Raw genomic sequence first — 19,060 nt, forward strand, 5'->3', positions numbered from 1 at the left:
CGCATCGCTGCGGGGCTCCTTTCGACTGCGTGGAACGGGTCGGCCGAGGCCGGCTGGATCAGAAATCCATGCCGCCCATGCCGCCCATGCCGCCGCCCATGCCGCCCGGGGCGGCCGGCTCTTCCTTCTTCGGGGCCTCGGCCACCATCGCTTCGGTGGTGATCATCAGGCCGGCGATCGAGGCGGCGTTCTGCAGCGCCGAACGGGTCACCTTGGTCGGATCCAGGATGCCGAACTCGACCATGTCGCCGAACTCGCCGTTGGCGGCGTTGTAGCCGAAGTTGCCGCTGCCTTCCTTGACCTTGTTGAGGATCACGGACGGCTCTTCGCCGGCGTTGGTGACGATCTCGCGCAGCGGCGCTTCCATCGCGCGCAGCGCGATCTGGATGCCGTGGGTCTGATCTTCATTGGCGCCCTTCAGCTCGCCGATCGCGCTCAGCGCGCGCACCAGCGCCACGCCGCCGCCCGGGACCACGCCTTCTTCCACCGCCGCACGGGTCGCGTGCAGGGCGTCTTCGACGCGCGCCTTCTTTTCCTTCATCTCGATCTCGGTCGAAGCGCCGACCTTGATCACCGCCACGCCGCCGGCCAGCTTGGCCACGCGCTCCTGCAGCTTCTCGCGGTCGTAGTCCGAAGAGGTCTCCTCGATCTGCGCCTTGATCTGCTTGATGCGCGACTCGATCGCCGAGGTGTCGCCGGCGCCGTCGATGATGGTGGTGTTCTCCTTGGAGACCTGCACCTTCTTGGCGCGGCCCAGGTCCTTGATGGTCGCCTTTTCCAGCGCCAGGCCCACTTCCTCGGAGATCACGGTGCCGCCGGTCAGCACGGCCATGTCTTCCAGCATCGCCTTGCGACGGTCGCCGAAGCCCGGGGCCTTGACCGCCACGACCTTGACGATGCCGCGGATGGTGTTGACCACCAGGGTCGCCAGCGCCTCGCCTTCCACTTCCTCGGCGACGATCAGCAGCGGCTTGCCGGCCTTGGCCACGCCTTCCAGCACCGGCAGCAGGTCACGCACGTTGGAGATCTTCTTGTCGTGCAGCAGCACGAACGGGTCGTCCAGGTCGGCCTGCTGGCTCTGCTGGTTGTTGATGAAGTACGGCGACAGGTAGCCGCGGTCGAACTGCATGCCCTCGACCACGTCCAGCTCGTTCTCCAGGCCCGAGCCTTCCTCGACCGTGATCACGCCTTCCTTGCCGACCTTCTTCATCGCGTCGGCGATGATGTTGCCGATCGACTCGTCGGAGTTGGCGGAGATGGTGCCGACCTGGGCGATGGCCTTGTCGTCGGCGGTGGGCTTGCTGATCTTCTTCAGCTCGGCCACGGCGGCCACGACGGCCTTGTCGATGCCGCGCTTGAGGTCCATCGGGTTCATGCCGGCGGCGACCGCCTTGGAGCCTTCGCGGATCAGCGCCTGCGCCAGTACGGTGGCGGTGGTGGTGCCGTCGCCGGCGTTGTCGGAGGTCTTGGAGGCGACTTCCTTCACCATCTGCGCGCCCATGTTCTCGAACTTGTCAGCCAGTTCGATTTCCTTGGCGACGGAGACGCCGTCCTTGGTGATGGTCGGGGCGCCGAAGCTCTTCTCGAGCACGACGTTGCGGCCCTTCGGGCCCAGGGTGGCCTTGACGGCATTGGCGAGGATGTTGACGCCGCGCACCATGCGCGAACGGGCGTCTTCACCGAAACGGATATCTTTGGCAGCCATGTTGAGTTACCTCGGGAATAGGGAATGGAGAACAGGGAATAGGCAGATCAAGAGCGGGCGGTCGGGACGTGACGGAAATCGCGGGCGACGAAGGCGCCTGACCGATTCCCGATTCACCATTCCCGATTCCCGCGATCGGCGGCGCTGTTAGCCGACGATCGCCAGAACGTCGTCTTCGCGCAGCACCTTGTACTCGACGCCTTCGGCCTTGTAGCTGGAACCGGCGTACTGGCCGTAGATGACCTTGTCGCCGACCTTCAGCGCCGGGGCGCGCACGCTGCCGTTGTCCAGCGGCTTGCCGGCGCCGACGGCCACGACTTCACCCTTGGTGGACTTTTCCTTGGCCGAATCCGGGATCACGATGCCGCCGGCGGAGATTTCGTCGGCTTCGATCGGCTTGACTACGACGCGGTCGTGAAGCGGCTTGATGCTCATTGAGTGAGACCTCTTAAGTGATTGATTGGTCTAGGAAAGGCCGGCGATGTTAGCACTCGCACATGACGACTGCCAGCAACGCTCGCGAAAAAACCCGGTAGCGCCGGGATGCGCCTGATGTAGTGCCGCAGCGGGGGCTTTCAAGGGCCAGAGGCAAAAAATTTTTGCCGAAGACGTGCGTTGCATGCCAAGCAGTGACCGAATCCCGTCACAGTGTCACAGAGTCGGGCTAGGCTGGGCGGACCCAGGGGGGGATCCATCACCAAAAGGAGTTGTCGATGAAGCCATCCGCCGTTGCGCTGCCGCTGGCCTGCCTGCTCGCCCTTGCCGGGCCGGCCCAGGCCGCCGTATTCATCAATGAATTGCATTACGACGATGCCACTGCCGCCGGCGACACCGGCGAAGGCGTGGAGATCGTCGCCACCGCCGGCGAGAGCCTGAGCGGCTATCGCGTCTACCTGTACAACGGCAGCAACCCCGGCGCGGCCACCGTCTACGCCAACAGCGCGGTGCCGGCCGGTAACCTGGTCAGCTGCGGCGGGCAGGTGCGCATCGCCACCGTCAGCTATGCCAGCAACGGCATCCAGAACGGACCCAACGACGGCCTGGCGCTGGTCGACGGCAACGGCCAGGTGGTGCAGTTCCTCAGCTACGAAGGCGCCATCACCGGCGGCGGCGGCCCCGCCGCGGGCATGACCAGCCAGAACCTGCCGGTCAGCGAGAGCAACAGCACCCCGGCCGGCACCTCGCTGCAGCTGCGCGGCAACGGCAGCGCCGCGGCCGATTTCAGCTGGAGCGACAGCGCGACCAGCACCTTCGGCGCCTGCAACAACGGCCAGACCTTCGCCGGTGGCGGCGGCAGCAACGCCGCGCCCACGGTGACCGCCACCACCCCGACCCAGGGCGCCACCGACTTCCCCGCCGCCGGCGACCTGGCGGTGACCTTCAGCGAGGCGGTGAGCCTGGCCAGCGGCGCGTTCGGCCTGAGCTGCCAGCAATCCGGCAACGTGGCGCTGACCTATCCCAGCAGCGGCACCCAGTTCTCCCTGTCCACCAACACCGCGCTGAAGGCCGGCGAGAGCTGCACCCTGAGCATCGTCGCCGCGCGCGTGAGCGATGCCGACGGCGCGCATCCGGCGCAGGACCGCAGCGTGGCCTTCAACGTCGCCAACGGCTCGGGCGGCGGCGGCAGCGGTGCCGGCACCTACTATTCACACGTAAACACCTCCAGCCCCAGCCAGCTGCGCTGCTCGCTGCACGAGACGATCAAGGGCCACACCGTCTATCCGTACAGCAGCAGTTCCGGCACCGACACCTGGGCCATCCTGGAGATCGCCGACGAGGATCCCAACAACAGCCAGCGCGTGCTCGACGCCTACCGCAACCGCAGCTACGCCAAGGGCACCGACCGCGCCGGCAGCGGCAGCGGCCTGAAGTACAACCGCGAGCACAGCTGGCCGAACTCGCTGGGCTTCGGTACCGCCACCGGCAACAAGGGCCTGCCCTACGCGCCGTACACCGACACCCACATGCTGTACCTGACCGACGCCACCTGGAACGCCGACCGCGGCAACAAGCCCTACGCCAAGTGCGACAGCAACTGCGGCGAGCGCGCCACCGAGGCCAACGCCGGCTTCGGCGGCGGCAGCGGCCGCTACCCGGGCAATTCCAACTGGGTGCGTACCCCGGACGGCAACAGCGGCACCTTCGAGGTGTGGGACCACCGCAAGGGCGACATGGCGCGCGCGGTGATGTACATGGCGATCCGCTATGAAGGTGGGACCGATGCCAAGACCGGGCAGTCCGAGCCGGACCTGGAGCTGACCGACGACCGCAGCAAGATCGTCAAGACCTCGTCCTCGCCGGCCTACATGGGCCTGCTGTCGACCCTGATCGCGTGGAGCCAGCAGGATCCGCCGGACGACGCCGAGCGCGCCCGCAACGAGGTGATCTACAGCTTCCAGGGCAATCGCAACCCGTTCATCGACCACCCGGAGTGGGCGACCTCGTCGCTGTTCACCTCGGCCAAGCCGGCCAGTTGCCAGCTGGTCAACTGAGCCGTGTGGCCTCGCCCGCTGCGGCTGCAGCGGGCGGGGATTGGGGAATGGGGATTGGGGATTCGTCCTGAGCCGGCGCCGCCAAAGCGCGGCCGGCATCCCTATACTGTCGGCCGCATGTCCGCGCCCGCCCTCCGCTTGCTGCTCAGCACCTGCCCCGACCCGGCCAGCGCCGCGCGGATCGCCCAGGCGCTGGTCGACGAGCGCCTGGCCGCCTGCGTCAGCCGCCTGCCCGGCGTGCAGTCCACCTACCGCTGGCAAGGCGAGGTGGAACACGGCGAGGAAGTGCTGCTGCTGATCAAGACCGCCGCCGACCGCCTGCCTGCTCTGCAGGAGCGGCTGTGCGCGTTGCACCCCTACGAGGTCCCCGAACTGGTCGAACTCGAGGTCGCCGGCGGCCTGCCGGCCTACCTGCAATGGGTGCATGCCGAAACCCGTGAGGAACCGTAAGCCGATGACCCTGCTGCACCGCCTCGCCGCCCTGTGCCTGCTGGCCGCGGCCGCCTTCCCCGCCCTGGCGATCAGCGAAAAGGACTTGCTGCCGGTTGACCAGGCCTTCGCGCTCAGCGCGCAGGCGCCCGAACGCGACCGCATCGCGCTGCACTGGGACATCGCCAAGGGCTACTACCTGTACCGGCACCGCATCGCGGTGAAGGTGATCGGCGGCTTCAAGCCCAACCCGACCCTGCAGTTGCCGGCCGGCCACAAGAAGACCGACCCGTACTTCGGCGAGGTGGAGACCTATCGCGACACCTTGAACGCGGTGCAGAGCGGCCTCGCCGACCCCGGCACCGCGCGCGTGCAGGTCGAGGTGCGCTACCAGGGCTGCGCCGATGCCGGCGTGTGCTATCCGCCGCAGAAGCGCCTGCTCGAGGTGACCCTGCCGGCCGCCACGGCCTCCGCCGGTTCCGCGCCGACGTCGACGCTGCCGCCACCTGCCGCGACGGGCGGGCTTCCGGGCAGCGGCCCGGGCGCGGGCAACGGTGCCAAGCCGCTGTTCGGCCCCGGCCCCGGCCCCGGCGCCGCCGCGGTGCAGGGCCTGCCGCTGCCGTCGGACCAGGCATTCCATTTCGAAGCCATCGCCAACGACGGCAACACCCTGTTGCTGCGCTTCACCCCGGCACCCGGCTACTACCTCTACCGCGACCGCACCGCGCTGGCGCTGGAAGGCGCGCCCGGCATCCGCACCGGCATGCCGCGCTGGCCGCAGGGCAGCTCGCACCAGGACGAACACTTCGGCAAGGTGGTGGTGTACTTCGACCAGACCGAGGTCACCGTGCCGCTGCAGCGCCAGCGCGCCGATGCCGCCGCCGCGACCCTGGTGGCGACCTTCCAGGGCTGCCAGACCGACGGCATCTGCTACCCGCCCATGACCCGGCGGGTGAAGCTGGCGCTGCCCAAGGGCACCGTCACCCCGGCCGACCAGGCTGAGGTCAGCCCGCTGCTGGTGACGCCGCTGGACAGTCGCCAGGCCGACGCCAACGACGCGGCCGCGGCCACGGCCGCCGATGCCCTGCCGGCGACGCCGGACGCCTCCGCGCACAACGCCGCGCGCAGCGCCGCACCGCCGCCGGCCACGCAGAACCTGCTGTGGGTCCTGCTGCTGGCGCTCGGCGGCGGCCTGCTGCTGAACCTGCTGCCGTGCGTGCTGCCGATTCTGTCGCTGAAGGTGCTGGGCCTGGCGCAGAGCGGCGAGAGCCGCGGCCGCGCCCGCAGCCATGCGCTGTGGTACACGCTGGGCGTGCTCGCCTCCTTCGCCGTGATCGGCGGCATCGCCGTGGCCGCGCGGCTGCTGTGGGGCTTCCAGTTGCAGCGCCCGGGCTTCGTCGCGGTGCTGGTGTACCTGATGTTCGTGGTCGGGCTGAGCCTGTCGGGCGTGTTCACCCTCAGCGCCAACCTCGGTGGCGTCGGCCAGTCGCTGTCCACGCGCAGCGGCCCGGTCGGCGACTTCTTCACCGGCGTGCTGGCCTGCGTGGTGTCCAGCGCCTGCATCGGCCCGTTCATGGGCCCGGCGCTGGGCTATGCGCTGACCGCGCCCGCGGCGGCGGCGATGCTGGTGTTCCTGACCCTGGGCCTGGGCTTGGCGCTGCCGTTCCTGCTGATCGGCTTCGTGCCGTCGCTGGCCAGGCGCCTGCCCAAGCCGGGCGCGTGGATGGAGACGCTCAAGCAGGTGCTGGCGTTCCCGATGTACCTGAGCGCGATCTGGCTGCTGTGGGTGCTGGGCAAGCAACGCGGCGTGGACGCGGTGGCGTTGCTGCTGATCGGCGCCACCCTGCTGGCGCTGGGACTGTGGTGGTTCGAGCGCGCGCGCTGGCGCGACCACAAGACCGGCATGCGCCTGGCCGCCGTGCTGCTGCTGGCCGCCCTGGTGCCGGCCTGGGGCGTGACCCGGCTGCCGCCGCCCAGCGCCAGCGTCGAGCGCAACACCGTGGCGTATTCGCCGCAGATGCTCGACCGCCTGCGCACCGACAACCGCGTGGTGTTCGTCAACATGACCGCCGACTGGTGCGTCACCTGCAAGGCCAACGAGCGCAACGTGTTCGACAGCGACGCCTTCCGCGACACCATCAAGCGGGTGGACGCGGTGTACATGAAGGGCGACTGGACCAACGAGGATCCGCGCATCAGCGCCTTCCTCGCCGAGCACAAGGCAGTGGGCGTGCCGTTGTACGTGGTCTACGGCCCCGGCGCGCCGCCGACGGTGCTGCCGCCGGTGCTGAGCCAGGCGGTGGTCGAGGACGCCCTGCTGCGCGCGGCGCGATGACCCCCGCCAGCACGCGCCTGCTGGCGGTCGCCGCGGTGGCGGCGGTGCTCGGCGTGGCGGCGGCGCACTGGTGGGAACGGCGGACGCCGACGATGCCCCCGGCAGCGTCCGCCACGGCAAGCGGCCATGCGGCAGCGCCGCCGGTCGCCGCGGCGCGCCCGGGCGATCCCGCCCCGGCGCTACGCCTGCCCACGCTCGACGGCGGCCAGCTGACCCTGGCGCAGTTCCACGGCCGCCCGCTGCTGGTCAACGTGTGGGCCAGTTGGTGCGAACCCTGCGTGCGCGAGATGCCGGAACTGGACCGGCTGGCGCGCGCGCAGCCGGCCAACGGCCTGCAGGTGCTCGGCATCGCCCTGGACCGCGCCGAGGACGTGCACGACTTCCTGCAGCGGGTGCCGATCGGCTACCCGATCGCCCTGGAGACCCCGGGCCCGGCCGACGCCAGCGTGCGCCTGGGCGACACCCAGGGTCTGCTGCCGTACAGCGTGCTGATCGACGCCGACGGCCGCATCGTCAAGCAGAAGCTGGGGCCGTTCGCGCCGGGCGAAGTGGAGGGCTGGGTGGGCGGCAGCGCGCAGCCGACGCATTAGCCGGCAGAGCGCTGGACGCGCTCTCGTAGGAGCGGCTTCAGCCGCGACCAGGCGTCACCGGTAACGCCCGGTCGCGGCTGAAGCCGCTCCTACGTGGGCAGCGCGGGCAGCGCACGCATACGGATGCGGCACTAGAACGCCAGCCGCTGCGGCGCATCGCCACTGGCGCCGCCATCGGCAGTCCGCACCTGCGCCAGCGTCGCCAGCTCCTCGGCCAGGCGCTGCGCGGCGGTGCGCAGCTCCGGCACCGCGGTGATCTCCCACAGGCCGCCGCGCAGCAGCGGTCCCAGGCAATACAGGCCGGCGACCCGCTGGCCACCGGCGTCGCGCACCCGCAGCCGCGGATCGACCACCACCCCCAGGCCCAGCGGATCGGCCTGCAGCAGACCGGCCTCGCGCAGCGCCGCGACCAGCGGATGGCTGGTGCGGGCGACGTCGGTATCCAGCCCGGTGGCGCGGATCAGCACGTCGAACTGCTCGGTACGCGCGCCGCGGTCGGCGCGGTCGCGGATCACCGCCTCCACCGCGTCCTCGCCCAGGCGTGCGCGCAGCAGGCGGCCGGCGCGGATCCGCAACTGCCCCTGCTGCTGCATCTGCGCCAGCGCAGTGGCCGCGGCCGGCGCCAGGCGGTGCCGCGCCACCTCCCAGTACGGCCGCAGGTGGCGCAGGAAGCGCGCGCGCGCCGCCGGCGCCAGGCCGCTCCAGAACGGCTGCAGGTGCGGACGCAACGCATCCACCACGCAGCGCCAGTCCTCCACCACCGTGGTCAATTGCCGCAGGCTGCGCACCAGGCCGCGCAGGTCGTGGCCGCGCAGCGCCTGCACCACGCTGGGCGGCAGGCTCACCGGCGCGCCCGGCTGCGGCAGATGCGCCTGCGGCGCCAGGCCGCGCCGCGACAGGGCGGTGATCGCGCCGCGGTGGCCGCGCCGACGCAGGGTCAGGGCCACGTCGGCCATGGTCAGGCCGGTACCGACCAGCAGCAGCCGCGCCTGCGGCGGCACCGTATCGAGCACGCCGTCCTGCCACGGCCAGCCGATGTAGCGCCGGTGCACCGCCAGGCGCGGGCCGACGCCCGGCAGCGCCGCCGGCGGCAGCGCGCCGATCGCCAGCACCACCACGTCGCTGACGAAGTCCTCGCCATTGGCCAGGAACACGCGGAAGCCCTGCGGATCGCGCTCCAGCGCCACCGCCTCCTGCGCCACCGGCACCACCTCGGTCGCCGATGCCGCCAGGGCGGCCGCCAGGTGCTGCTCCAGGTACCGGCCGTACTGCAGCCGCGGCAGGAACGCCATGCCCTGCGCCGCATCCAGCTGCAGCGCCGCGGCGAAGCCGCCCGGATCCTGCGGATCCACGCCCAGGTCCTTGGCGCGCACGTTCAACAGGTGTTCCGGCCGCGCCGCGCCATAGGCGACGCCGCGGCCGAAGGTGTCGGCCATGCCGACCAGGGTGATGCGGCTGGCGGTGCCCTGCCGGGCCAGCGCCGCGGCCAGCACGTTGCCGCAGAATCCTGCGCCGATGATCGCGATTCGCATGGCACGCACCTTGGCCGCTCGGGGCGTCCTTTGTGCCCCGGATGCGCCGCGCGGGTGTAAATCGCCGGTTAATGCGAGCGCTGTGCGGCATGGCGATCGGGCATCAGCACATGGGCGATGCCCATGAGCGGGACCGAGCCCCCCGGCGCGCGGACCGCGCCGATCCGCCGCGGCCCGCCGTCTCGCTAGCGTGCCGGCGGGCGTTCCACCAGGCCGGGCGCATCGGCGATGAAGATATCCAGCACGCCGTCGGCGACCTTGACCGGGCCGCCGAAGCGGGTCGCGCCGGGGATGGAGGGAATCGCCTCGGCCTGCGCGGCGAGCTGCCTGGCCGCGGCGAAGGCCTGCCCGGCCGCCGGATCGCCGGCAAGTGCCTGGCTCAGCCCGTCCACGCTCAGGCGCAGCGCGCGGCCCCACAGCGCGCTCGCGTCCAGCCACGGCGCCGCCTCGGCCACGAACGCGCCGGTGGTGGTGCCGGCACGGATGCGTTGCGGTGCCGCCGCCAAATCATCGGCCGCCCGGCCCAGCGCGGCCAGCGCTGCGGTACGGGCGGCCGGATCGCCGTCGGCCAGCGCATCGCGGGTGGCGTCGATCAGCGCCTTGAGCCGCGGCGCCTGCGGCTGCCAGGGCAGATGGCCGAAGGTCGGCGCCAGGTGCTGGGTGTCGAAGAAGGTCAGCAACGCGTCGGCGACCTGCGCATCGCCGCCGGCCAGGTCGCGCGCGGCCGCGCGCCAGGTGCGCGGCGCGTCGTAGCCGCGGTCGTTCCAGGCGAAGGCCAGCACCCCGGCCACCGCCGGCCGGCTGGCCACCTCCTGGTTCATCGGGTTGGCGACGATGCCGCTCAGTTCCGCCGACAGCCCGGCCTGGCGGCGGTCGTACGGCGCCAGCAGCAGGCGCCCGGCGGTCTCGGCGAAGTCGTTGACCGGATAGTTGTCCCACAGCAGCGTCTTGCGCCCGAACGCCTTGGTCGCGTTCTTCGCATCGCTCACGGAGATCGACGCCGGGACCACGTCGGTGCCGGTCCACTGCACCACCACGCGCGGATCCAGCGCCTTGCGCAGCGTCGCCTTGTACGGCGATTCGGTGACGTTGAAGTACTCGGTCGGCACCATGATCAGCGCGCCGTGGCCGGCCGCGGCGATGTCCGCCTGCACCGCATTGAGCAGCTGCGCCTGCGCAGTGGCCGCGGCCTGCTCGCCGGCCGGGCCGAACGCGGTGGCGTCGCCGGGACAGTTCCACTTGGTGTATTCGATGTCGTCGAAGGCGATGTAGAAGCTGCGCACGCCGCGTGCGCGCAACGCGGCGAACTTGCGCCGGATCGCCTGCAGGTCGGCCGCATCGCTGTAGCAGATCGACGGCCCCGGCGAGAGCGCGTAGACGAAGTTGATGTGCTCGCGGTTGGCGACCGCGGCCAGCTTGCCCAGCGCCGCCAGCGTGGCCGCCGGGTACGGCGCGCGCCAGCGATCGCGCGCGAACACGTCGTCCTTGGGACTGTAGATGTAGGTGTTGGCCTTGAAGCGCGCCAGGAACGCCAGGTGCGCGGCGCGCTCGGCCATGCTCCAGGGCTTGCCGTAGAAGCCCTCGATCGTGCCGCGCACCGGCATCGCCGGCGCGTCGGTCACCGCCACCGCGGCGATGCGCCCGTGCGCGACCAGTTCCCGGAAGGTCTGCGCCGCGTGGTACAGGCCGGCGCCGTCGCGGCCGGCCAGCACGATCAGCGTGCCACGGCCGCTGGCCATGCTACCCAGCGCATAGCCTTCCGCACGCTCCGGCACGTCCAGGTCGATGGCGGCCAGCGCGTCGCGCACCGGTGCCGCGTCGACGGTGCCGAGCACCACCGACACCGCCTGCGGGTCGCGCGGCAGCGCGCTGGCGCGGCGGATGCGCGAGACCCCGGCCTCGCGCAGCACCGTACGCACCAGCGCGTCGGTGGCCGGATCGGGCGTGCCGGCCTGCACCAGCACCACCGACGGCCCCAGCGGCAATTCCGGCCCGAGCAGGCGCAGCGCGGTCGGCGCCGGATACACCGCCGGCAGCGTCGCCGGTGCCGCCGCCAAGGCGGGCGCGGCGACCGACCCGGCCAGCAGCGCCAGCGCCAGGATGGAGCGGCCAAGGCCGCAACGGCCAGCACGGTCGGTTCGCATACGCCCACTCCCTGATTGGTATTTCAGTGATTTTCAAATGGTATATACCACCTCCCGCCATGCCGCTGCGCAGCGGCGCTGCCATACGGCCGTCCCATGCTGCAGCGACACTTGCATGGGCGGCACCAGGTGGGACATAACCGCAGCCGGAGGCGCGTGCGTGGTCCGCGCCATCGCGGCCCGCCATCCCCGCACAGATCGCCCGCATCCCAGCGGCAAAATCAAACATTTGTTTAAAACACCCGCAACTTCGCCGAACTGGACAGCAATGCCGGCTTCGCGCAGACTGCCGCCCTTTCCGCTGCTTTGCTCCCGATGGCGCGACTGCTGCTGCTGCATGGCCCCAACCTCAACCTGCTCGGCACCCGCGAGCCGGGCGTGTACGGCCATGCCACCCTGGCGCAGATCGATGCCGCGCTGCTGGCCCAGGCCAGCGCCGCCGGCCACCAGCTGGAGAGCCTGCAGTCCAACGCCGAGCACGTGCTGGTGGACCGGGTGCAGGCCGCGCGCGGCGACGGCACCGCCTTCATCCTGATCAACCCGGCGGCCTTCACCCATACCTCGGTGGCGCTGCGCGACGCGCTGGCGGCGGTGGCGATCCCGTTCATCGAGATCCACCTGTCCAACCCGCACAGCCGCGAGCCGTTCCGCCACCACAGCTATTTCAGCGACCACGCGGTCGGCGTGGTCTGCGGCTTCGGCGCCGACAGCTACCGCTATGCGATGGACGCGGCGCTGACCCGGCTGGGAGCGGCCGCATGAGCCGCGCCCAGGCCCGACCGGCACCGCACACCCCCGTCTGAGTCCCCGGGCCGCGCGCCCGGTCTTTTTCAAAAGTCACCTCACGAGGCCGTTATGGATCTCCGCAAAATCAAGAAACTGATCGACCTGCTGGAAGAATCGAATCTCGCCGAGATCGAGATCAAGGAAGGCGAGGAAAGCGTGCGCCTGGCGCGCACCCCCAAGGGCATGACCGCCAGCGCGCCGCAGTACGTGGCCGCCGCCCCCGTGGCCGCACCGGCCGCCGCCGCGCCGATGCCGATGAGCTCGCCCACCGAGGCCTCCACCGGCGGCAGCGCCAAGCCCGGCAACGCCCTGCCCGAGGGCCACGTGCTGCGCGCCCCGATGGTCGGCACCTTCTACACCTCGCCGGCCCCGGACAAGCCGGCCTTCGTCAGTGTCGGCCAGGCGGTCAAGGCCGGCGAGACCCTGGCGATCATCGAAGCGATGAAGATGTTCAACCCGATCGAAGCCGACGTCTCCGGCACCATCGTCGCGATCCTGGGCGAAAGCGGCCAGCCGGTGGAGTTCGACCAGCCGTTGTTTGTGATTGGCTGAGACGCCGGGAATCGGGAGTGGAGAATGGGGAATCGTCAAAGCGGCCGCACGAGCGGCTCGACGTCTGGCGCGACTCCATGGATCTGGTGGAAATGATCTATCGCCTCTCCGAGACGTTTCCGGCGACGGAACGTTTTGGACTGACGGCGCAACTGCGCCGTGCAGCGGTCAGCGTCCCCGCCAACATCGCCGAAGGCGCGGCACGCCGCTCCACTCCCGAATACCTGCGTTTTCTGTCGATCGCACGTGGCTCGCTGTCCGAGGCCAGCACGCACCTGCAGATCGCGCGCCGGCTCGACTACACCTCCGACATCGCGGCACTCGACGGATTGATCGATACGATCTTCGCCAAACTGACCGCATTGATGAATGTTCTGAGCAAGCGCGGAGATTGACGATGCACGCCGTCCTCCATTCCCGATTCTCCATTCCCAATTCCCGGCCTTCCCATGCTCGATAAAGTCGTCATCGCCAATCGCGGCGAAATCGCGCTGCGCATCCTGCGCGCGTGCCATACGCTCGGCATCCGCACGGTCGCGGTGCATTCCACCGTGGACCGCAACCTCAAGCACGTGGCCATGGCCGACGAGTCGGTGTGCATCGGCCCGGCGCCCTCCTCGGAGAGCTACCTCAACATCCCGGCGCTGATCGCCGCGGCCGAGGTCACCGACGCCCAGGCCATCCACCCCGGCTACGGCTTCCTGTCGGAGAACGCCGACTTCGCCGAGCGCGTGGAGCAGTCCGGCTTCATCTTCATCGGGCCCAAGGCCGACACCATCCGCCTGATGGGCGACAAGGTCGAGGCGATCCGCGCGATGAAGGCCGCCGGCGTGCCGTGCGTGCCCGGCTCCGGCGGGCCGCTGGGCGAGGACATCGTCGCCAACACCAAGATCGCCCGCGAGATCGGCTACCCGGTGATCATCAAGGCCGCCGGCGGCGGCGGCGGCCGCGGCATGCGCGTGGTGCATTCGGAGGCCGCGCTGAAGGCCGCCATCGAGACCACCAAGTCCGAGGCCAAGGCCGCCTTCAGCAACGACCAGGTGTACATGGAGAAGTTCCTGGAGAACCCGCGCCACGTGGAGATCCAGGTGCTGGCCGACGGCCAGGGCGGCGCCATCCACCTGGGCGAGCGCGACTGCTCGATGCAGCGCCGCCATCAGAAGGTGGTGGAGGAAGCGCCGGCGCCGGGCATCACCGAGGAACTGCGCAACGAGATCGGCAAGGTCTGCGTGGACGCCTGCATCCGCATCGGCTACCGCGGCGCCGGCACCTTCGAGTTCCTGTTCGAGAACGGGCGCTTCTACTTCATCGAAATGAACACGCGCATCCAGGTGGAGCACCCGGTCACCGAGCGCATCACCGGCATCGACCTGGTCTGCGAGCAGCTGCGCATCGCCGCCGGGCACAAGCTCAGCATCAAGCAGAAGGACATCGTCCTGCGCGGCCATGCGATCGAGTGCCGCATCAACGCCGAGGATCCGGAAACCTTCATGCCCAACCCGGGCCTGATCACCGGCTTCCACCCGCCCGGCGGCCCCGGCGTGCGCGTGGACACGCACATCTACAGCGGCTACAAGGTGCCGCCGAACTACGACTCGATGATCGGCAAGCTGATCGTGCACGGCCCCGACCGCGAGACCGCGATCGCGCGCATGCGCGTGGCGCTGAGCGAGATGGTGGTGGACGGCATCAAGACCAACATCCCGCTGCAGCAGCGGATCATGCGCGACAAGGGCTTCCAGGCCGGCGGCCAGAACATCCACTACCTGGAAAAGCGCCTGGCCGAACGCAAGAACAAGTCGATCGCGTTGTAGGAGAGGCCGGGATTCGGGATTAGGGATGACCTGCCTGCGGCTGTTGAACGCCGGGATTCGCAAGGCGGAGTCCGAGTCCTGATCCGTTCCTGGTGATGGCGGCAGGGTCGTGAGCCGCCATCGGCTGTCGCCGAAGCGTTTGCGGGGTGCCGGGACGCACCCCGGTTACTCGCTTGTCCCGCGGCGGCATCGCCAGCGCGTTTTGCATCAGCGCCTGGCGTAGCGGCTGGGCGGTTCGCCTGTGTGGCGGCTGAAGGCGACGCTGAAGCTGCTGGTGGAGCCGTAACCGACGCGCTGCGCCACGTCGGCCACACTCGACCCATCGCGCCGCAGCAAATCCTTCGCCACCTGCATGCGCCAGGCCAGCACGTACGCCATCGGCGCCACGCCGACGGTGCGGGCGAAGCGCTCGAAGAACGTCGAGCGCGACAGCGCCGCCATCCGGGCCAGTTCGCCGACGGTCCAGGCGTGGTCGATGCGGGCGTGGATCTGCGTGAGCGCCGGCGCCAGCCGTGCGTCGCCCAGGCCGCGCAGCAGGCCCGGCGGCGCATTGCCCGCGCTGGTCCAGCGCATGGCCTCGACCAGCAGCATCTGTACCAACCGCGACAACATGTAGTCGTTGCCCGGTTTCCTGTCCTGGTACTCCTCGCCCACCATCCGCACCAGGTGCATCAGGCGGCCTGCGCCCTGCACATGCACCACCGCCGGCAATAGTGAGACCAGCAACCCGGCATTGGCGCTGTCGAACAGGAAGGCGCCGCCCAAGGCCAGCATGTCCGGCGCACCGCCCTGCTCGCCGTGGCGCAACTCGCCTTGCCCGCCCGGAACGACCTGCGGATCGATGAACACCGGCGGCGCCGGCAAGACGCCGGACAGGGTGAACGCCGGCGTGGTCGGCAACAGCACGAAATCCCCTGCCCCGATCGCGATCGGCGGGTGTCCGTCCACTGCCAGCACCGCACCGCCCTCCAGGACGATGCAGAACCCCGGTTGCCCGTACGCGGCATAGCGCACCGCCCAGCGCCCCTTGCCGCTGATCAGGTTGGCGAACACTGCTCTGGGGTGGAGCAGGCGCACAACATCGGAGAGCGGATCGTGCATTTCGGACGGTGACTAAAGGGAATAGGATTCTGGATTATCGATCATCCGAGATCCCGCGCCTATCGTGTCCTCCCGAATCACTCACTCTTGGAGAACGCAATGAAGACCGTCCTGATCACCGGCTGTTCCTCCGGCTACGGCCTGGAAACCGCGCGCCATTTCCTGTCGCAAGGCTGGAACGTCGTCGCCAGCATGCGCCAGCCGCAGCAGGGGCTGCTGCCGGCGTCGCCGCAACTGCGCCTGCTGGCGCTGGACGTGACCGATGCCGACAGCATCGCGCGCGCGTTGGCGGCCATCGGCCCGATCGACGTACTGGTCAACAACGCCGGCATCGGCCTGTTCGGCGCGTTCGAGGCCACGCCGATGGCGACCGTGCGCGCGGTGTTCGAGACCAATACCTTCGGCACGATGGCGTTGTGCCAGGCGGTGATTCCGCAGTTCCGCCGGCAACGCGCCGGCGTCATCGTCAATGTGACCTCCAGCGCCACGCTGGCGCCGTTCCCGCTGGTCGCCGCATACACGGCCAGCAAGACCGCGATCCAGGGCTTCACCGCGTCGCTGGCGCACGAACTCGCGGCGTTCGACGTGCGGGTCAAGTTGGTGGAACCCGGCTACGGGCCGTCCACCCGCTTCACCGCCAATGGGCAGCAGCGCATGCAGGGGCTGATCCCGGACGCCTATGCGCCCTTCGCCGGCGAGATGTTTGCGCGCCTGGGCCAACCGGCAGCGGTGACCACGCCCGGCGATGTGGCCCAGGCCATCTGGGACGCCGCCAACGACGCCAGCAACCGGTTGCATTACCCCGCCGGCGCCGACGCCCTGGCACTGTCCGCGCAACCCCAGCCGCACCGGGCGCCCGCCACACAGCGCTGATCTCCCAATCGCGACGACCTCACACGACCCGGGAACCCGCTCTTGCGATTCCCCATTCCCGGTTCCCCATTCCCAGCTATTTCCCCTGCTGCGTCCCCGCCACCGGCTCCGCGCCCAGGCTCGAGGTCGGGCTGACGATCATCACCGTCTCGGTGGAGCCGTCCGGCCAGACGATCTGGAAGGTGCTGCCCGGGGCCAGGGTGGAGAACGGCATGCCGCTGTTGGCGCGGTAGATCGCCGCCACCTGCGCGGCGCCGGCACGGCGCACGTCCGGCGCGGAATGCGCGGTGGTGAGTTCGACCTTGGACAGGCCGCGGTAGCGCTGTTCGGCGGTGTCGATCAGCAGCAGGCCCGCCGCCGCCGCCGAATAGGCGACGAAGGCCAGGACCCAGAACCAGAACTTGGCGCCGTGCAGCCATCGCCGGTAATTCATGAGCCTGCTCCCGTGCTGTCCACCAGTCGATTGACCATGTCGTTCATCGTGTCCGTGCCTTGCCGCGGCACCGCGGCGTCGTAAACAAAACTGCTGAAGTCCTGCGTGGGGTCGCGCGAGCAGATCCCGCCATTGGCGCAATAGCGGGTCATCAGCTCGCTGTCCGGGCCGCAATCCAATCCCAGCCTGCAGGCGGCCAACTGCCAGGCCAATTCGGAAAACTGGGTGCCGGCCACGCTGCCGCCCAGGCTGTCGTCGCCGCTGGCGGCCAGGCCCATCGCCGGCGCCAGCGCCACGTAGGCATCGGGATCGCCGGAGGCGCGCACCCGTGCGACCAGGTCGCGCTTGTACTCGGCACCGGCATGCAGCGGCTGGCCCAGCGCCAGCAACGCCGCTTCGGCGGCCAGGTTGCCGCCATGCGCGGCCTGCACGCGCTGGGCGACGATGGCCTGGCGGGTCAGGCCGTCGCCGGGCGCGAAGCCGGCGCAGCGGCGGCCGACGCGGGCGCGCGCCTGCACCATCTGCGCCGAGGTCGGCAGCCGCGCATCGGCGATCGCGCGGGTGTCGGCCCCGTAGCCGACCGGGTCCATCGCATAGCCGGCGCAATAGTCGTAGATGCGGCTGAGCCGCCAGGAGGCCTCGGGATCGCCATGCGCGGCGGCGATCGACAGTTGCTGCGCGGCGCGATAGAGGTCGGCACTGTGGTCGCCCTGCTTCTCCTCACGCAGGCGCGCAGGCGTCGACGCCTGGCGCGACGCCGTGGCCGGCGCGGCGGACGCAGGGTGGGCGTCGGCCGCCACCGCACTCGCCGGCACGGGCGCCGCCGCGGGTGCACCCGGCAGCGACAGCGCGCGATAGGCGACCACGCCCAGCAACAACGCGGCGGGCGCCAGCAACAGCCAGGTTGGACGGGACACGACGGGCATGCGCGAAAGAGCCGGACAACGGGCAGAAACGCAGCCGGACCCCCTGTCGCCCTGCCACTGCGAGCCGGCAGTCTACCCCAGGCCACGGCCGCGGCATGCGCCAAATGCGGGCCGCGGCCGTGGCGCACGGACGCGCGGCAGGGCGGCACGGACGAACGGCACGGCATCACGGGCGGCGCGGTGCAGATCGCAGGCCGTTGATGGCCCCGCAGCGTCCAGATGCATTGCTTCGCCCTTTCCAGCCGGACGCGGCCAGCGCGACGCCGCGTCCCGCCGTCGCGCGTCGCATTCCGAACGGCGCCGGCTGGACGTAGTTCGCAACCGGCCGAAATGCGTGCCGTACCCCGCTCCGCCGCAGGACAGCCGCCAGCGCAACGCGCGCCGCCCGTCTAAGATGCGCGCTTCCCCTGATCGCCCACCGACCGATGCCGTTCCTCGAACTGACCCTGCGCTGCACCGACGCCACCCAGCCCCGCTACGAGACCGCGCTGGAGGATGTCGGCGCGCTGGCGGTGACCCTGCTCGATGCCGACGCCGACACCAGCAACGAACGCGCGATCCTGGAACCGGGCGTGGGCGAGACCCCGCTGTGGGGCACGCTGGTGCTGAGCGCGCTGTTCCCCGAGGAACAGGACGCGCTGGTGCTGCTGGCTGCCCTGGAGGCGTTCGACCCTGGGCTGGACTGGGCCCAGGTCACCTTCCGCAAGGTCGACGACCAGGACTGGGAACGGGCCTGGCTTGACCAGTTCCAGCCGATGCGCTTCGGCGCGCGCACCTTCATCGTGCCGTGGAACCACGACCTGCCGGAGGAGGCCCGCGGCGCCGATGCCGCGGTGGTGCGCCTGGACCCGGGCCTGGCGTTCGGCTCCGGCACCCACCCGACCACCGCGCTGTGCCTGCGCTGGCTGGACGCGCTGGCCGCCGACGGCGTGCTGGCGCAGGCGCGCGTGCTCGATTTCGGCTGCGGCTCGGGGATCCTGGCACTGGCCGCGCTGAAGCTGGGCGCCGCCGCCGCGGTGGGCGTGGACAACGACCCACAGGCATTGCTGGCCAGCCACGACAACGCCGAACGCAACGCAGTGGGCGAGCGCCTGGCGGTGTACCTGCCGGCCGACGAACCGGCCGCCACTTATCCGGTGGTGGTGGCCAACATTCTCGCCTCGGCGCTGGACGCGCTGGCACCGACCCTGGCCGCACGCGTGGCCCCGGGCGGGCGCATCGCCCTGTCCGGCATCCTGCACGGCCAGGAACAGGAACTGCTGCAGCGGTATGCGCCGTGGTTCGCGCAGCTGCGTACCGAGCAGGACGGCGACTGGATGCGCATCGACGGCGTGCGCCGCGACTGAAT

17 protein-coding genes are annotated in these 19,060 nt (G+C 70.4%); 10 read left to right on the top strand and 7 right to left on the bottom strand.

The genetic code is table 11. From position 1 onward, the window contains the following. Positions 1-58: 58 nt before the first annotated feature. Both groL and PG878_RS19070 read right to left on the bottom strand, forming a co-directional pair. The gene (gene groL, locus PG878_RS19065; protein WP_010340980.1) at positions 59-1,705 is read right to left on the bottom strand and encodes a chaperonin GroEL; all 1,647 of its coding nucleotides are present in this window, start codon (positions 1,703-1,705) and stop codon (positions 59-61) included. 147 nt (positions 1,706-1,852) lie between these two features. Beyond that, the gene (locus tag PG878_RS19070) at positions 1,853-2,140 is read right to left on the bottom strand and encodes a co-chaperone GroES (protein ID WP_010340979.1); all 288 of its coding nucleotides are present in this window, start codon (positions 2,138-2,140) and stop codon (positions 1,853-1,855) included. A 278-nt stretch (positions 2,141-2,418) separates the two neighbouring features. Between PG878_RS19070 and PG878_RS19075 the strand changes: the two genes are divergently transcribed. From PG878_RS19075 to PG878_RS19090, 4 genes are all read left to right on the top strand, one after another. Next, entirely contained in the window at positions 2,419-4,197 is a 1,779-nt protein-coding gene (locus PG878_RS19075) for an endonuclease (RefSeq protein WP_209030263.1), read from the top strand. Positions 4,198-4,314: 117 nt separating this feature from the next. Continuing rightward, a complete protein-coding gene (gene cutA / locus PG878_RS19080; protein WP_209030262.1) occupies positions 4,315-4,647 on the top strand; it encodes a divalent-cation tolerance protein CutA in 333 nt (110 codons plus the stop codon). Positions 4,648-4,651: 4 nt separating this feature from the next. Beyond that, positions 4,652-6,961 (top strand): protein-disulfide reductase DsbD family protein, encoded by a 2,310-nt coding sequence (locus PG878_RS19085; RefSeq protein ID WP_209030261.1) that lies wholly within the window; start codon positions 4,652-4,654, stop codon positions 6,959-6,961. After that, positions 6,958-7,551, top strand: coding sequence for a TlpA family protein disulfide reductase (locus PG878_RS19090; protein ID WP_209030260.1), 594 nt, complete (start codon positions 6,958-6,960; stop codon positions 7,549-7,551). The genes PG878_RS19085 and PG878_RS19090 overlap by 4 nt, the downstream gene beginning before the upstream one ends. Before the next feature lie 131 nt (positions 7,552-7,682). Here PG878_RS19090 and PG878_RS19095 read toward each other — a convergent pair whose 3' ends face one another. Continuing rightward, positions 7,683-9,083 carry an FAD/NAD(P)-binding protein gene (locus PG878_RS19095; RefSeq protein WP_209030259.1) on the bottom strand — a complete coding sequence of 467 codons (1,401 nt, stop codon included), beginning with the start codon at positions 9,081-9,083 and terminating at the stop codon, positions 7,683-7,685. A 185-nt stretch (positions 9,084-9,268) separates the two neighbouring features. Next, positions 9,269-11,227, bottom strand: a complete 1,959-nt coding sequence (locus tag PG878_RS19100; protein WP_209030258.1) for a glycoside hydrolase family 84 protein — start codon at positions 11,225-11,227, stop codon at positions 9,269-9,271. A gap of 315 nt (positions 11,228-11,542) precedes the next feature. Between PG878_RS19100 and aroQ the strand changes: the two genes are divergently transcribed. The 4 genes from aroQ (at position 11,543) to accC (ending at position 14,379) form a co-directional block, all read left to right on the top strand. Beyond that, entirely contained in the window at positions 11,543-11,989 is a 447-nt protein-coding gene (gene aroQ, locus PG878_RS19105; protein ID WP_209030257.1) for a type II 3-dehydroquinate dehydratase, read from the top strand. Between the two features lie 93 nt (positions 11,990-12,082). Beyond that, entirely contained in the window at positions 12,083-12,565 is a 483-nt protein-coding gene (gene accB, locus PG878_RS19110; RefSeq protein WP_209030256.1) for an acetyl-CoA carboxylase biotin carboxyl carrier protein, read from the top strand. Between the two features lie 17 nt (positions 12,566-12,582). Next, positions 12,583-12,960: a four helix bundle protein gene (locus PG878_RS19115; RefSeq protein ID WP_209030255.1), complete on the top strand. Its 378-nt coding sequence runs from the start codon at positions 12,583-12,585 to the stop codon at positions 12,958-12,960. Between the two features lie 54 nt (positions 12,961-13,014). Beyond that, positions 13,015-14,379 (top strand): acetyl-CoA carboxylase biotin carboxylase subunit, encoded by a 1,365-nt coding sequence (gene accC, locus PG878_RS19120; protein WP_010343850.1) that lies wholly within the window; start codon positions 13,015-13,017, stop codon positions 14,377-14,379. A 207-nt stretch (positions 14,380-14,586) separates the two neighbouring features. On the opposite strand, the gene PG878_RS19125 is transcribed toward accC, so the two are convergent. Next, entirely contained in the window at positions 14,587-15,432 is an 846-nt protein-coding gene (locus PG878_RS19125) for an AraC family transcriptional regulator (RefSeq protein WP_311185992.1), read from the bottom strand. Positions 15,433-15,579: 147 nt separating this feature from the next. On the opposite strand from PG878_RS19125, the gene PG878_RS19130 reads away from it, so the two are divergent. Beyond that, positions 15,580-16,353 carry an SDR family oxidoreductase gene (locus PG878_RS19130; RefSeq protein WP_209030253.1) on the top strand — a complete coding sequence of 258 codons (774 nt, stop codon included), beginning with the start codon at positions 15,580-15,582 and terminating at the stop codon, positions 16,351-16,353. Between the two features lie 76 nt (positions 16,354-16,429). On the opposite strand, the gene PG878_RS19135 is transcribed toward PG878_RS19130, so the two are convergent. Together PG878_RS19135 and PG878_RS19140 are read right to left on the bottom strand one after the other, a co-directional pair. Further along, positions 16,430-16,786 carry a hypothetical protein gene (locus tag PG878_RS19135; RefSeq protein ID WP_209030252.1) on the bottom strand — a complete coding sequence of 119 codons (357 nt, stop codon included), beginning with the start codon at positions 16,784-16,786 and terminating at the stop codon, positions 16,430-16,432. Continuing rightward, entirely contained in the window at positions 16,783-17,712 is a 930-nt protein-coding gene (locus PG878_RS19140) for a hypothetical protein (protein ID WP_209030251.1), read from the bottom strand. Before PG878_RS19140 ends, PG878_RS19135 begins: the two co-directional genes overlap by 4 nt. 425 nt (positions 17,713-18,137) lie before the next feature. Here PG878_RS19140 and prmA point away from each other — a divergent pair, with 425 nt between their 5' ends. Next, positions 18,138-19,058: a 50S ribosomal protein L11 methyltransferase gene (prmA, locus tag PG878_RS19145; RefSeq protein WP_209030250.1), complete on the top strand. Its 921-nt coding sequence runs from the start codon at positions 18,138-18,140 to the stop codon at positions 19,056-19,058. Positions 19,059-19,060 lie beyond the last annotated feature (2 nt).

Source organism: Xanthomonas hawaiiensis (genome assembly GCF_031834635.1).
Classification (GTDB): Bacteria; Pseudomonadota; Gammaproteobacteria; order Xanthomonadales; family Xanthomonadaceae; genus Xanthomonas_A; species Xanthomonas_A sacchari.

What these genes read in the sequence shown, in the direction of transcription:
- groL (WP_010340980.1), bottom strand. Translation starts at nt 1,705, where the DNA reads ATGGCTGCCAAAGATATCCGTTTCGGTGAAGACGCCCGTTCGCGCATG.
- PG878_RS19070 (WP_010340979.1), bottom strand. Translation starts at nt 2,140, where the DNA reads ATGAGCATCAAGCCGCTTCACGACCGCGTCGTAGTCAAGCCGATCGAA.
- PG878_RS19075 (WP_209030263.1), top strand. Translation starts at nt 2,419, where the DNA reads ATGAAGCCATCCGCCGTTGCGCTGCCGCTGGCCTGCCTGCTCGCCCTT.
- cutA (WP_209030262.1), top strand. Translation starts at nt 4,315, where the DNA reads ATGTCCGCGCCCGCCCTCCGCTTGCTGCTCAGCACCTGCCCCGACCCG.
- PG878_RS19085 (WP_209030261.1), top strand. Translation starts at nt 4,652, where the DNA reads ATGACCCTGCTGCACCGCCTCGCCGCCCTGTGCCTGCTGGCCGCGGCC.
- PG878_RS19090 (WP_209030260.1), top strand. Translation starts at nt 6,958, where the DNA reads ATGACCCCCGCCAGCACGCGCCTGCTGGCGGTCGCCGCGGTGGCGGCG.
- PG878_RS19095 (WP_209030259.1), bottom strand. Translation starts at nt 9,083, where the DNA reads ATGCGAATCGCGATCATCGGCGCAGGATTCTGCGGCAACGTGCTGGCC.
- PG878_RS19100 (WP_209030258.1), bottom strand. Translation starts at nt 11,227, where the DNA reads ATGCGAACCGACCGTGCTGGCCGTTGCGGCCTTGGCCGCTCCATCCTG.
- aroQ (WP_209030257.1), top strand. Translation starts at nt 11,543, where the DNA reads ATGGCGCGACTGCTGCTGCTGCATGGCCCCAACCTCAACCTGCTCGGC.
- accB (WP_209030256.1), top strand. Translation starts at nt 12,083, where the DNA reads ATGGATCTCCGCAAAATCAAGAAACTGATCGACCTGCTGGAAGAATCG.
- accC (WP_010343850.1), top strand. Translation starts at nt 13,015, where the DNA reads ATGCTCGATAAAGTCGTCATCGCCAATCGCGGCGAAATCGCGCTGCGC.
- PG878_RS19130 (WP_209030253.1), top strand. Translation starts at nt 15,580, where the DNA reads ATGAAGACCGTCCTGATCACCGGCTGTTCCTCCGGCTACGGCCTGGAA.
- PG878_RS19135 (WP_209030252.1), bottom strand. Translation starts at nt 16,786, where the DNA reads ATGAATTACCGGCGATGGCTGCACGGCGCCAAGTTCTGGTTCTGGGTC.
- PG878_RS19140 (WP_209030251.1), bottom strand. Translation starts at nt 17,712, where the DNA reads ATGCCCGTCGTGTCCCGTCCAACCTGGCTGTTGCTGGCGCCCGCCGCG.
- prmA (WP_209030250.1), top strand. Translation starts at nt 18,138, where the DNA reads ATGCCGTTCCTCGAACTGACCCTGCGCTGCACCGACGCCACCCAGCCC.